General features: G+C 38.7%; 11 protein-coding genes. 6 read left to right on the top strand and 5 right to left on the bottom strand.

Features of this window, described 5'->3' with window-relative positions; translation table 11 throughout:
- Nucleotides 1-52 precede the first annotated feature (52 nt).
- Both NIES592_RS03320 and NIES592_RS03310 read left to right on the top strand, forming a co-directional pair.
- Nucleotides 53-253: a hypothetical protein gene (locus NIES592_RS03320; protein ID WP_009456243.1), complete on the top strand. Its 201-nt coding sequence runs from the start codon at nucleotides 53-55 to the stop codon at nucleotides 251-253.
- 536 nt (nucleotides 254-789) lie between these two features.
- On the top strand, nucleotides 790-1677 hold the full coding sequence (locus NIES592_RS03310; RefSeq protein ID WP_073554901.1) for an aspartoacylase: 888 nt from the start codon (nucleotides 790-792) through the stop codon (nucleotides 1675-1677).
- Nucleotides 1678-1810: 133 nt separating this feature from the next.
- On the opposite strand, the gene NIES592_RS03305 is transcribed toward NIES592_RS03310, so the two are convergent.
- Nucleotides 1811-2254, bottom strand: a complete 444-nt coding sequence (locus NIES592_RS03305; protein ID WP_009456251.1) for a DUF4278 domain-containing protein — start codon at nucleotides 2252-2254, stop codon at nucleotides 1811-1813.
- Between the two features lie 249 nt (nucleotides 2255-2503).
- On the opposite strand from NIES592_RS03305, the gene NIES592_RS03300 reads away from it, so the two are divergent.
- Together NIES592_RS03300 and NIES592_RS03295 are read left to right on the top strand one after the other, a co-directional pair.
- Nucleotides 2504-4663, top strand: a complete 2160-nt coding sequence (locus NIES592_RS03300) for a Tex family protein (RefSeq protein ID WP_073554900.1) — start codon at nucleotides 2504-2506, stop codon at nucleotides 4661-4663.
- Between the two features lie 243 nt (nucleotides 4664-4906).
- Complete coding sequence (locus tag NIES592_RS03295; protein ID WP_143168330.1) at nucleotides 4907-5620, top strand: hypothetical protein; 714 nt, start codon at nucleotides 4907-4909, stop codon at nucleotides 5618-5620.
- A gap of 383 nt (nucleotides 5621-6003) precedes the next feature.
- Here the strand turns inward: NIES592_RS03295 and NIES592_RS03290 are convergent, their stop codons facing one another.
- The 4 genes from NIES592_RS03290 to NIES592_RS03275 form a co-directional block, all read right to left on the bottom strand.
- Nucleotides 6004-6744 carry an amino acid ABC transporter ATP-binding protein gene (locus NIES592_RS03290; RefSeq protein ID WP_009756641.1) on the bottom strand — a complete coding sequence of 247 codons (741 nt, stop codon included), beginning with the start codon at nucleotides 6742-6744 and terminating at the stop codon, nucleotides 6004-6006.
- Between the two features lie 185 nt (nucleotides 6745-6929).
- Entirely contained in the window at nucleotides 6930-7949 is a 1020-nt protein-coding gene (locus NIES592_RS03285) for an amino acid ABC transporter permease (protein ID WP_073554898.1), read from the bottom strand.
- 4 nt (nucleotides 7950-7953) lie between these two features.
- The gene (locus NIES592_RS03280; protein ID WP_073554897.1) at nucleotides 7954-8871 is read right to left on the bottom strand and encodes an amino acid ABC transporter permease; all 918 of its coding nucleotides are present in this window, start codon (nucleotides 8869-8871) and stop codon (nucleotides 7954-7956) included.
- Between the two features lie 300 nt (nucleotides 8872-9171).
- Complete coding sequence (locus tag NIES592_RS03275; protein ID WP_073554896.1) at nucleotides 9172-10221, bottom strand: amino acid ABC transporter substrate-binding protein; 1050 nt, start codon at nucleotides 10219-10221, stop codon at nucleotides 9172-9174.
- A 698-nt stretch (nucleotides 10222-10919) separates the two neighbouring features.
- Between NIES592_RS03275 and NIES592_RS03270 the strand changes: the two genes are divergently transcribed.
- Together NIES592_RS03270 and NIES592_RS03265 are read left to right on the top strand one after the other, a co-directional pair.
- Entirely contained in the window at nucleotides 10920-12086 is a 1167-nt protein-coding gene (locus tag NIES592_RS03270) for a glycosyltransferase family 4 protein (protein WP_073554895.1), read from the top strand.
- Between the two features lie 382 nt (nucleotides 12087-12468).
- Nucleotides 12469-13473 carry a glycosyltransferase family 2 protein gene (locus NIES592_RS03265; RefSeq protein WP_073554894.1) on the top strand — a complete coding sequence of 335 codons (1005 nt, stop codon included), beginning with the start codon at nucleotides 12469-12471 and terminating at the stop codon, nucleotides 13471-13473.
- Nucleotides 13474-13515 lie beyond the last annotated feature (42 nt).

Genomic DNA, 13515 nt, shown 5'->3' with positions numbered 1-13515 from the left:
CCTATACTGGTTTTATTCCCAATCGTTTGCATGTTGCACGAGGAGGCCGACAATGGTTCACACATACGAGGTGTTGGTTGATATTAGAGAATATAGTGATCAACTAAGTAATAGCTTCCAACGCGGAACCGCACGTTACGAAATAGATGCAGAGTCAAGAGAAAAAGCGGATGGTATGGCATTCAAGCAGGCTAAAACTGACCATCCAAAAGGCATTGAATATGATATTAGAGTAACTAGGTTACTCAGATAAAACAAGATTTGAATTGAACGTATTATTAATATCAAGCAGCGTAGTGGTGTCTACGCTGCTATTAAATTATTCAAATAATTTCCTTTATATTCGGGAATAGAGGTTACTGGCTCTGTAGCTGTTAATAACATCGAGCGATCGCTGTTATTTAGTGTAAATCTCCTAATTTTAAAACTCTATACTCTATCTCACCACACTGGTAACACAGTGTGGTTTTATATGTGCAATTAATCTTGGCTTCTGTTTGAATACAGTGATTAATTTTGGTTACAAGCATCCACAAAGCTTGTATTGCTACAGTTTTTGTTTTCAGCTACAGCAATAAAGTAACGCAAGTGTCGCAACTCACAATCTTGTGAGCGCCGAATTTCCATTGTTTATCAACTTCAATAATATATGATTTTTTATATATTACTATGCACAATGTATGCTAGCGATGATAGTAAAACCTTATTTATAATGACAACATAATTAACTGAATTCTTAAAAAACAATCAATTCAATTATTACCTTAACAATCACTAAGGGAGTTTGTTATGCCTCATAAATTAATCAAAAAAGTTGCTATTGTTGGTGGAACTCACGGTAATGAATTAACTGGAGTTTACCTGATTAAAAAGTTTCAAAAATTTCCTCATCTGATTGAACGACAAAATTTTAATACTCTCACTTTACTAGCTAATCCCAAAGCTGTAGAAGTTTGTAGAAGATATATAGACACCGACTTAAATCGATGTTTTCAACCTGAAGATTTACAAAATCCGAAGCTCATTAATTACGAACAAATGCGAGCCAAACAAATTGCTCAGTATTTGCATCAAGAAAAAGTTGACTTGATTATCGATCTACACAGTTCAACTGCTCATATGGGAGTCACAATAATTTTGAATAATGATAATTGTTTCTTGCTACGCCTAGCTGGCTATTTGAGTACAGTTAACCCATTAGTAAAAATACTACAATATTCACAAAAACAAAAACCCTCTTATCTTAGGAGTCTTTGTGAATTAGGATTAGCAATAGAAGTAGGCCCAGTTCCCCAAGGTGTTTTAAATGGATATTTATTCTTACAAACAGAATTAGTGCTTAGTCAGATATTAGATTATATACAAAATAATAACCAGGGAATCAAACAGCCGATGTATAATAGTTTTTTTATTTATAAACAGCTAGAAACAATAGACTATCCAAGGGATGAACAAGGAGAATTAAAAGCGATGATTGCACCTCAAATTAAGGATTATGAGCCGCTTTACCCCAATTCTCCTATATTTTTGGGATTTGATGGACAGGAAATCAGCTATCAAGGAAATTCTACTTGTTATCCTGTTTTTGTTGCTGAAGCTGCCTATCTTGAGAAACAAATCGCTATGTGTTTAACTATTCAGCAGCAGGTGACTCTCTCAGATGATTTTGGTGAATAACTTATACTTGTTTTAGTCTATTTTCGCCGAAATCAACAATTGCTGCGCTTCAGCGTCAGCCGATTTTGTCTGGTATCTGGTAATTTTGCTTCCATTGTTCAGACACCTATTTTTCCTTGAAGCAGGTGAGTAGTTACTCCATGCTTCTGGGTGTATTGACTACTTGATGCATTCTCCAAGGAAGACCACGATATCTGCCAATAATTTCTCCCTCTTGAACTTCAACACTTACATCTGTTGCTTGGTAGTAACTACCACGATACTTGTGTGTTGCTTCATGCTCAATTTTTGCAGCTTGGGAACTAATTACTTCCTGGTGATGACCACTGTTGAATTGTTCTTGTTCTTTTTCCTGCTGCTTCAGTTTGTACTCGTTTTGTTGTAATAGTTTTTTAGTACTAACGAGAACGACTACTAGTAACAAAAGCTGTACTTGCCAAGGCGCTAAAATCAAGCCTAAAACTAGGCTAACAGCGGCTACTACACCTATAATCTGCCCGATTTCATCGGTGCTTTTCTTAAAAATATAGGCAGTTACTAGACCAGTAAAAAGTGGTATCAAAAACAACAGGGGCATTTTTCTTTCACCTCTGAACTAAACCAGAAGCGCTAATTTTTAGTGTTCTAATATTGGGCTGAAGTTTAAAGGCGTGTAGTAATTATAACTCACGTTGTTTTTAAGCCACAATGCGCTACTCAATAGACTACAACAGCGTTAATAATGATTCCAAAAAAGTCTAGTATATCAGCTTAACATCATACGCTTGCATAATCAAAGCTATCTGAGGTATTACCTTGATGGAGTAGCTTTTCTGACTGACACCCAATGCTGAACATTCCTCAACTACTGGCAACTGAACTCAACCTCAAAGCCTATCAGGTGCAAAATGCCCTAGAACTGCTGGCTGAGGGTGCGACTATTCCCTTCATTGCACGTTACCGCAAAGAACGCACTGGAGAAATGAATGAAGTCCAACTACGCGACTTGGCAGATAGGCATACTTACTTAACAGAACTAGAAGAACGAAAATCGGTAATTTTAAATGCGATCGCGGAACAAGGTAAACTCACTGACGAACTCAAAGAGAAAATCGAAGCTTGTTTACAAAAAACAGAACTGGAAGATTTATATTTACCCTTCCGTCCTAAGCGTCGCACCCGCGCCACCGTCGCCAGAGAAAAAGGACTAGAACCATTGGCAGAATTTATCAAATCGTTGAATACCAAAAATGCTGCACCCGCGAACTTGGAACCAGAAGCAGCGAAGTATATTTCTGAAGAAAAAGGAGTCAAAACAGCACAAGAGGCGCTAAAGGGTGCATCTGATATTCTTGCAGAGGAAGTGGCAGAAAAAGCAGAGTTACGTGCATATCTGCGTGAATATCTGCTAGAGGAAGGAATATTTGTCTCCCGGATCAAAGATGAACATCCCGAAGGTACAACTAAATTTGAGATGTACCGCAACTATCAAATCAAAGTTAAGAATATCGCACCCCACAACCTGCTAGCTTTGTGCCGGGGTGAAAATGAGCAAGTGTTGAGTTTTGACATTTCCTTTGATGAGGATGTGGTGCTTTCCTATTTAGAATCCCAGGAAATCCGCTCAAAACACCGTCCTATCCGTAACTTTTATCAGGAAATGCTCAAAGATGCCTTCAACCGCCTGATGAAAACTTCTTTAATCAGCGAGGTAATCTCAGAGAAGAAACTATACGCTGATGTTGAGTCGATTAAGACATTTGAAGCCAACCTGCGGGAGTTACTGCTGTCTGCACCTGCGGGAATGAAACCAACAATGGCGATCGATCCAGGGTTTAGAACTGGGTGTAAAGTTGCCATCCTCAATGAAACCGGAAAATTTTTGGAATATCAAGCAGTATTTCCGCACCAAGCAGCCGAACAGCGCCTGAAAGCGGCACAAATACTCAAAAATCTCATAGAAAAATACAAGATAGAGTTAATCGCTATTGGCAATGGTACAGCTTCCCGTGAGACAGACGAGTTTGTCGCGGAAGTTTTGCGGACTTTGGAACGTAAACCAATAAAAGTTATAGTTAATGAGTCTGGTGCATCTATATATAGTGCTAGTAAAGTTGCAGCACAAGAATTTCCCGATTTAGATGTTACTGTACGTGGCGCAATTAGCATCGGTCGCCGCTTGCAAGATCCACTGGCGGAACTGGTGAAAATCGATCCCAAATCTATTGGTGTGGGACAATACCAGCACGATGTAGATCAGAAGTTGCTGAAAAAGAAATTAGACGAAACAGTCGAAAGCTGTGTTAACTACGTCGGTGTAGATTTGAACACTGCTTCTAAAGAACTTTTGACTTTTGTTTCTGGAATTACCCCCGCCGTCGCCAACAATATTGTCACCTACCGCAACCAAAACGGAGCCTTTAAAAATCGTCGGGAACTGCTGAAAGTTCCCAAGTTGGGGCCAAAAACCTTTGAACAGGCGGCGGGTTTTCTACGGATTCGCAACGGTAAAAACCCCCTGGATAATACCGCCGTGCATCCGGAGAGTTATGCAGTAGTAGAAGCGATCGCCAAAGACTTAAATGTACCCTTACAACAGGTAACGCAAATTGCCGAAAAACTCAAAAAGGCAAACTTGAAAAAATACGTCACCGAAACAGTTGGTGAACCAACCCTACGCGATATTCTCAAAGAACTAGAAAAACCAGGTAGAGATCCCCGTGCCGAGTTTAAGTATGCCACTTTCCAAGAAGGAATTAAAGAAATTTCTGATTTGAAAGTGGGGATGGAACTAGAAGGTATTGTGACAAATGTTGCTAACTTTGGTGCGTTTGTGGATATTGGTGTACACCATGATGGTTTAGTGCATATTTCTCAGCTTGCAGACAAATTTGTGGATGATCCCAAAAAAATCGTGAAAGTGGGACAAGTTGTGAAAGTGCGAGTTATGGAAGTGAATGAGAAACTGAAGCGGATTGGTTTGTCGATGAAGGGTGTGAAGCAGTAAATTGTCAATTTTCACATCATGTATAAAAATTGGCAGCTACGATATTTTTATAAATATGCTTGTAATTTTTTCTCTACCTAAACGCTTAGCGTGACATATCGAAACTTTCCGCATAATAGTATACTTAGACCGCAAATTCCTGGGTTAGCTGTACCAGTACACGCCATCGCTTAGGTTTAGGGCGCTTTGTCATTCTCACTGTCAATTTTTATTTTTCTAACTTCACAATTGTTCTGGGTAAAGATGATGAACCGTTTTATCTTTATAGTTCTCAGTACTGCTGCTATTTTTGGACTTGTTGCCTGCAATCGTAATTTATCTTCATCTCGATCTAGAGAGTCACAAGTTAGTCCAGAACCACAGATTAATCCAGGTGGAGAAACTAGTCAAGTTCCAAGTGAACCTCGCACAGAACCAGTTGAAGCTCAAAAAAATCTTACTGCTCAAGCAACTCTTAGATATTGGAAAAGCTGGAAGAGTTCCTTAGAAAGCTACAAAGTAGCTGTTGAGCCACTGGGTGAATATAGTGTGGAAAATTCTACTGCTCTATCATCTCTTAACACACAACTAGCAGATCGGCTGGTGCAACTCTCTGCTGTAGATGTTGATCCACAACTAACAGAAGTAGCTGCCAATGCTATTGCAATGTATAGAAATAGGGCAAGACTTTTACAAGAGCAGGCAAATATAATATCTAACTGGAATGCATTTGTCAAAAAGCGTGATTCCGATGAAACCGCGGGGGTTGGAATAATTGTCTTCTTATTTAACGAAAAAGATAGATTTGCTGTGCCTAGAGCTTTGGCAGAAGAAGCAAATCAAATTAAGAATGCATGGAATAATAATTTAGCTCTTATCAACAAGCAGAACCAGAACATTGAGGTTATGATAGCAAATAGAGAGGCCTTGAAAATCAAGCTTGAATCTAGGCACGGCGTTGTTTTTGAAAATTTTTAGAAGGTGTCATCTAAGTCGAGGAAGACTGAATGATCACACAAGCAGAAAGTGATAGCGATCGCTCACTTAATTGATCCTAGCCTCTACTAAAAAAGCAAGGGAAAAGTGAAGAGAAAGTCTTAGAATAGATCTGACCGCCCGATTCATACCCCCAAATCCCAGTGAACAGGATGCGATCGCGATGGGAAATGTCAAAGCTAGAGTAATATGCTTATATGCAAAATCGGTTTTTAATTGTTGCAATCGCCTTATGATCCTGGATACTATTTGGCATTCTCACTCTAGCACCGGGAGCCTATTTCATTTTGAACTATAGTCAGATCCCTAACGCGATCAGCTTTGTGACTCAGCTTTATATCATAAGCAATTAGCCGGACTTGAGATTAAAGAATTTGGGATAAAAACTTGCGGGTACGTTCCTGCTGGGGATTTTGAAAAAACTCTGAGGGTGTGGCTACTTCTACAATTACACCTCCATCCATGAGAATAACTCGGTCAGCTACCTCCCTGGCAAACCCGACTTCGTGAGTGACAACTACCATCGTCATTCCATCCGCAGCAAGAGTCTTGATGACATCCAACACTTCACGTACCATTTCTGGGTCGAGAGCAGAGGTTGGTTCATCGAACAGCATAACTTTGGGTTGCATTGCCAAAGCCCGGGCGATCGCTACCCGTTGCTGCTGTCCTCCCGAAAGTTGTCCTGGATATTTATGTGCTTGTTCCAAGATTCCCACTCGCTCTAATAACTGCATCGCCGCTTCTTCAGCTTTGATGCGCGATCGCTTACGTACCCAAATTGGCGCTAAAGTAATATTTTGTAGCACTGTCAGATGCGGAAATAAGTTGAACTGCTGAAACACCATCCCTACTTCCCGCCGAATTGCCTCAATGTTACGTAAATCATCTGTTAAAGCAATTCCATCTATTTCTATACTTCCTTTTTGATAGTCTTCTAAGGCGTTAAAAGTGCGAATAAAAGTCGATTTTCCAGAACCGGAAGGACCCATAATTACTACTACCTCTCCTCGGTTTACTGTCAGGCTGACACCCTGCAAAACGTGAAATTTGCCATACCATTTATGTACATCTTGGGCAACAATAATTGGCTCTTGTATATTCATCTTTTACATAAGTAGGTGGATACAATTAAATAGTAAGATGCTGAAAATTTAAACCTTCTTTATTAAAGCCTTTTTGCCTTCTGACTTGAAAGTAACCTCACCCCTTGCCCCTCTCCTTACTAAGGAGAGAGGGTAAGGTTTTTCATAGCTGGTGATGAAAAATTTTTCATTGGAATTGCCTTCTTTCACCTTTTCCCAATTCCCAACTGCTTTTCTAATCGTCTAGAAGCTAAGGACATTGCATAACAAAATACCCAATAAAGCAAACCAACAAATAAATAAACTTCAGCATAACGATTCAGAAACTGTGGTTGTGCCAGAATTGAACGGGAAATACCTGTTAACTCTAATAATCCCACAATTGATAATAGGGAAGTATCTTTAAACAAACCGATAAATTGTCCGACCAAAGCCGGAATCACTGCTCTTAAAGCTTGCGGCAAAATAATAAGTAACATCATCAAGGGAGTATTCAATGCCAAGGCTTTTGCTGCTTCATATTGACCTTGAGGAATTGATTGTAATCCTCCACGCACATTTTCTGCTAAATAGGCAGCACTAAAAAGAGTTAAACCCGCAATACCTCTAAGAACTCGATCTAATCGAAATTCTATTGGTAAAAATAACGGTAGCATTACCTGAGCTAAAAATAAAATGCCAATCAGTGGCAATCCCCGCACAATTTCAATATAAAGAATAGAAAAATTTTTGATGACAAATAATTTACTCTGACGCCCTAATGCTAAGAGAACACCTAAAGGAAAGGAAAGTACTATGCTGATGACAGCAGTGACGAGAGTCAGCAGTAAGCCATTCCATAAATTAGTATCTACAGGTTGTAATCCTACACCACCCCCGATTAACCACAAAACTACTGGAAAAGATAGCGCCCATGCTATAGGTAAAAAAGTATTAAAACGACTGGAAAGACGCTGTGTAAAAATTGCCCATGACACCAAAGAAAGACTCAAAATAATAGCCAGTACTAACCATAGTCGCCAGTAAAGTTCCACAGGATAGCGACCCACTAAAAATAAAGATAAATTAGCTTTAATCACTGACCATTGGGCTTGGTTAAATATCCAGTTAATAATATTTGTAATTGCCGAAATTAGCAGCCAAATACAAACTACTGTCAAAAGACTGTTGTACCAGCTATTAAAAAGATTCTTTCTCACCCATTTACGAATATTTTGATTTGCCATCTGCTTATTTTTCCTTAAGCTGCACAGTCTGGTTCAACAAATTCATCATGAATGAAATAACTAAACTGATGGTTAAATAGGTAATCATAATTAGCAGCATCACCTCTACAGCCCTACCAGTTTGATTAAAAGTAGTGGAAGCTACAAAATAAATATCAGGATAACCAATCGCTATAGCTAAACTTGAGTTTTTGGCTAAATTGAGATATTGACTTGTTAATGGTGGAACAATTAGCCGTAAAGCCTGGGGAAAAATAACTAAACGCAATACTAATCCTGATTTAAAACCCAATGCTTTTGCAGCTTCCCATTGTCCTTTTGGAACTGATAAAATCCCAGCTCTAATAATTTCGGCAATAAAAGCTCCTGTATACAAAGTTAATCCAAGAGCTAATGTTGATAATTCTGGAGAAAATTGAACACCAAAAGGCAAAATAATTCCGCGATTAGTAACTTGAATTAACCCTAAAAATGAGTTTGTGTTTTCTGATTTTGGCAAACTTAAAAATATCGCAAAATACCAGAAAAACAACTGTAGTAGCAAAGGTGTGTTACGGAGAATTTCCACATAAATTAAAGCTAGTTTCCTTACTAACCAATTATCAGATAGCCGTGCTATTCCTACAGTAATACCAACAACTGTAGCGAAGATAATCCCGAAAATTATCACCCGTAGAGAGTTAAGTAGACCTACTAATAAAGCACGACGATAGGGGTCAGAAGCCTGATAGGCAACAGGAGTTTCACTGATATCAAAAGACGCTTGGGAATTGAGAAAATCAAATCCCAATTGAATACCGAGTCGCTGTAAATTATCTGTCAGGTTTATCCATAACTGTAGTGCGATCGCAACTGCGATAAAAACAGCACCTAACTGGATGACAATACCCCAAAACTTTCTATTATACCAAATAGGAGTCATTCGATTTTGGATTAATGCTTGATGTGGGTTGCAGTTATGACAAAGATTATGTTTGAGAAATCGTAGACGCGCTCATAGGCTTCCCGCAGGATACACAGATAAGTTAGTGGTTGTTTGTTGTTGATTGTAGAGACGCGCCATGGCGCGTCTCTACATTGGTTAGTAGTTAGTAGTTAGTAGTTAGTAGTTAGTAGTTAGTTTTTTAATATTTACTCCCCACANCTCCCCACACTCCCCACACTCCCCACACTCCCCACACTCCCCACACTCCTCACACCCCCCATCTCCCTATCTCATAAGTTACCGAAATGGCGGAGCATAAAGAATTCCACCTTGATTCCAGAGTTTATTTAGTCCTCTATCTAGTTTTAACTCTGAATTTTTCCCTAAATTACGTTCGTAAATTTCACCATAATTTCCCACATGTTTAATAATTCTGGCAACAAAATCATTGGAAAGACCTGCTCCTTTTCCCAAATCTCCTTCTGTTCCTAAAAGCCGTTTGATTTCTGGATTGCTACTATTGGTTAATTGACTAACATTTTGTGAATTTACACCTAATTCTTCTGCATTTATCAAACCATACACAGTCCATTTAACGACATCGAACCATTTAGAATCTCCATTGGCGACGGCGGGTGTCAAAGGCTCTTTGGAAAGTACTACATCCAACACTACATGCTCATCAGGTTTTGAGAAGGTGCTGCGCCGAGAAACTAGCTGGGAACGGTCGGAGGTGATAGCTTCACAGCGACCTTGTTCATAGGTTGCGTAGGTAGTATTTACATCCTCAAAAACTAATGGTTTGTAAGTAATCCCTTTTTGCCGCATTTGGTCGCTAAGGTTCTGTTCATTCGTGGTTCCTGTTTGGGTGCAGATGGATTTGTCTTTGAGATCCTCTAGCTTTTTAATGTTGCTATTTTTACGCACCATTATGCCTTGACCGTCATAAAACACCACTGGTGCAAATTCTAAACCCACAGAGGTATCACGGCTGATAGTCCAGCTGGTGTTACGGCTGAGGATATCTACTTCGCCTGTTTGTACGGCGGTAAAGCGTTCTTTGGCGTTTAAATTGCGATATTCGACTTTTTTCGGATCGTCAAAGATAGCAGCTGCGATCGCTCGACAAATATCTACATCCAATCCTGCATATTCGCCATTGGCTTTGACATAGCTAAATCCTGGCAATTGTCCACTGACTCCACAAATCAGTTTGCCACGATTTTTGATTGTATCTAAGCGGCTATTACTTACTGCCGATCTACTACTACAAGCACTTATTGACAAAATTAGAGGAAGAGTTGCCAATAGCAGTAAACTCCATTTATACCATTTACGCATCAACATTAATTTTGTAATCTCCTTCTATTACAGTTATCAGTTATCAGTTATCAGTTTTATCACTTAGGTAAGATTCCCTCCAGCAACCACTACCCACTGTACTTCTTTCCTGTTCCCTATTGCCTATAGCCTATAGCCTGTTCACTGATTTAATAGTCTGATATAAGCACTTGATTTTTACCCCCACCCATGAAAAGATTCTTGATTATAGCTAAATACTAATTATCTATCGATTTAACGTATTTATGGAAAAATCAGTGAGGTAAACACAATTCCAAGTCTGAATTTTGCGATCGCATATGCTAGTGATGACCATATCTAAAAATTGGCTGTGCAAAGTTTCAGATGGTATGTTGGAGTGTACTGGTTTTCACTCTCAAGGGTGATCTGGAAGTTCTTCAGCAGAAAACACAAATGTTCTTAGCTTGTAGTAAGTACTTAAGTGCTTACTACGAACTATGTATTGTAGAGACGTGCAGTGACACCTCTCTACACTTTTAAGAATTGCTATAAGTTTAAGTAATAACACTTATGTAAATCATTTGTATATAAACTTATCAAAAAGTAGTTACAAAGAAATATTTTGCGAGTGGTCTTTAACCATCGCAACTATATAGGTAGTACCCCAATTACTCATTACCGGTATGGGCGGACATAATATAACTTAACCCTGCTATTTATTAGTAATCACAACATTAACAAAAATGCTAACTTCTCAAAATCAAGAAAATTTAGATTTAAGCCAATCAATAAATACCCCTATTAATCACGCTTTCGTATTTTTGGAAATTTTTTCCTGTGAAGGTGGGATTCAGTCTTATGTCAAGGATATTTTTCAAGCTTATTTGGCATTAACAAAACCAATAAATGCACATATATTTATATTACGCGATGCTCCTGGTTGCACAAATCCTTTTGCATCTGATCGTTGCCAGTTTCATTATTTTAAATCTTCGTCTCCCCAATTAGGACGAGCAAAAATCACGATCGCATTACTCACTCATCTTATCCGCCACCGACCCCAGCATGTTTTTTGTGGTCATATCAAGCTAGCACCTTTGGTAGGGATGCTGTGTCAATTTCTGGGAATTCCTTATACTGTGATCACTTATGGTAAGGAAGTTTGGCAACCATTACCAAAGTCGATGCAATCTAGTCTGCAAAAAGCAGCACAAGTTTGGACAATCAGCCGCTATACTCGTGAAGTTGCTTGTAGAGCCAATCATCTTAATCCTGATCGCGTCAAAATTTTACCCTGTGCTGTAGATGGCGATCGCCTCACACCTGGAGACAAAGCAGCTAATTTAATAGAGCGCTATAGTTTACAAGGAGCGAAAGTATTAATGACTGTAGCGCGGTTGTGGTCTGGTGATATTTACAAAGGTGTAGATATTACAATTCAAGCCCTACCAAAAATTGCTCAAGTTTTTCCACAAGTGAAATATTTAGTAATAGGTCGTGGTGATGATCAACCCCGTCTGGCCAAGTTAGCACAAGATTTGGGAGTGAGCGATCGCGTTGTGTTTGCTGGTTTTGTACCCACAGAAGAACTCGTGGAACACTACCGCCTCGCTGATGCCTACATTATGCCTTCTCAGGAAGGGTTTGGTATTGTTTATTTAGAAGCAATGGCTTGTGGTGTACCCGTGCTATCTGGTGATGCTGATGGTTCAGCCGAACCATTGCAGGATGGTAAACTCGGATGGCGAGTCCCACACCGCGATCCTGATGCTGTAGCTGCGGCTTGTATTGAAATCCTCAAAGGCGAAGATCAACGTTGTAATGGTGAGTGGTTACGAGAAATGGCGATCGCTAATTTTGGTATGGAAGCTTTTCAAAAGCGGTTACAACAAGAATTTTTGGTTTGTTGATGATTTGTTGAATCAACAAACAAGAGCAAGTTCATAATTCAGTAGTCCAGCAATCAAATCCCATCGTCAGCCGAATCGTAGAAAGCGATTCGGTTCACTATTTTCAGGATACAGAAACTTTTATCACGAGGTAAATAACATGATTTTATTCTTATTTGCTCTATCGACAGTAGTAAATTATTTTTATTTTAAAAAATCTAAACTCTCTACTTTTTTGAAAAAAAAATTGTAAAAATATCAGAAATAATGTTCGTTGAGAAAAAATAGTTCCGATGATCAAGAAAAATCAAACAAGTCAGATTCAGACAGATAGGAAAAAATAACTGCCATTTCCATCGTCATGACCTCACTTATTTTTTTCAAACTTTAGAGGATAACAAAAATGTCAAAGCTTGTTTCGGTAATTATACCCTGCTTTAATGCCGCTAGATGGTTAGCAGAGACCATAGATAGCTGCTTGCAACAAACTTATCCTAATATTGAAATTATTGTCATTGATGATGGTTCAACTGATAACTCTTTGGAAATTCTCAAAAGTTATGGTGACAAAATTATCTGGAAAAATTGCTCCCATCAAGGAGGAAATCACGCCAGAAATTTCAGCTTTGCTTTATCAAAGGGAGAATATATTCAGTTCTTGGATGCAGACGACTACATCTTACCTGAAAAAATCGAAAGGCAAGTACGCTTTTTAGAAACAACAGGGGTGGATGTTGTTTATGGCGATTGGAGATACAAGCATCATTTACCCGACGGAACAAATTATTTAGACAAAATAGAGATTCCGGGAGAACAAGCAGACATTCTTGAATCTCTACTAGTAGATTGGTGGACTGCTCTTGCTTCTTTACTCTATAGAAGAACAGCTGTAGAAAAAAGTGGTGGCTGGGATGAAGAATTAGCAGCTGCACAAGATAGAGATTTTTTCTTATCAGTTGTCATTAATGGTGCTAAAGTCCTATATCAACCAGGTTGCTATTCAGTTTACAGACGCTATGGCTATGTCACAGTCTCTAGTTCCTCCCCAAACCGCTGGATTCAAAACCACTCTATAGTTTTAAAAAAGGCAGAAAATAAGCTCTTGAAGTTGAATAAACTTGACGATAAATATCGTTATGCTATAGCTCAATGCTATTTGAATATGTCTAGAGTAGCTTTGAAGCATAACTACTTCAAACTATACTTTAAGTTAATCGAAGAAGTTTTAATCACCTACCCAGACTTTAAGAAGAAAAGTAGAAAAGCGATTTATGTTTTTCTACAAAACATTTGTGGTTTTCGTCAGTCTGAAAGACTTGTTTTTTCTTTTCTTTGTACTCGCAAGATTGTCCGTTATATAATAAAACATTTTGCACAAATTAAGAAAATAGTGCAAGTTAGTAGCTGATTAGTGCGCCAATAAAATTGAATAGCTAGCAAAATCCTTGCA

The organism is Fischerella major NIES-592, assembly GCF_001904645.1.
GTDB lineage: Bacteria > Cyanobacteriota > Cyanobacteriia > Cyanobacteriales > Nostocaceae > Fischerella > Fischerella thermalis.
The sequence above is the reverse complement of the archived record's forward strand: the minus strand, read 5'-3'. Positions and strand labels throughout refer to the sequence as shown.

Coding starts and splice junctions, on each gene's coding strand:
- NIES592_RS03300 (WP_073554900.1), top strand. CDS start 2,504: ATGCTGAACATTCCTCAACTACTGGCAACTGAACTCAACCTCAAAGCC.
- NIES592_RS03310 (WP_073554901.1), top strand. CDS start 790: ATGCCTCATAAATTAATCAAAAAAGTTGCTATTGTTGGTGGAACTCAC.
- NIES592_RS03285 (WP_073554898.1), bottom strand. CDS start 7,949: ATGGCAAATCAAAATATTCGTAAATGGGTGAGAAAGAATCTTTTTAAT.
- NIES592_RS03280 (WP_073554897.1), bottom strand. CDS start 8,871: ATGACTCCTATTTGGTATAATAGAAAGTTTTGGGGTATTGTCATCCAG.
- NIES592_RS03320 (WP_009456243.1), top strand. CDS start 53: ATGGTTCACACATACGAGGTGTTGGTTGATATTAGAGAATATAGTGAT.
- NIES592_RS03305 (WP_009456251.1), bottom strand. CDS start 2,254: ATGCCCCTGTTGTTTTTGATACCACTTTTTACTGGTCTAGTAACTGCC.
- NIES592_RS03275 (WP_073554896.1), bottom strand. CDS start 10,221: ATGTTGATGCGTAAATGGTATAAATGGAGTTTACTGCTATTGGCAACT.
- NIES592_RS03265 (WP_073554894.1), top strand. CDS start 12,469: ATGTCAAAGCTTGTTTCGGTAATTATACCCTGCTTTAATGCCGCTAGA.
- NIES592_RS03290 (WP_009756641.1), bottom strand. CDS start 6,744: ATGAATATACAAGAGCCAATTATTGTTGCCCAAGATGTACATAAATGG.
- NIES592_RS03295 (WP_143168330.1), top strand. CDS start 4,907: ATGATGAACCGTTTTATCTTTATAGTTCTCAGTACTGCTGCTATTTTT.
- NIES592_RS03270 (WP_073554895.1), top strand. CDS start 10,920: ATGCTAACTTCTCAAAATCAAGAAAATTTAGATTTAAGCCAATCAATA.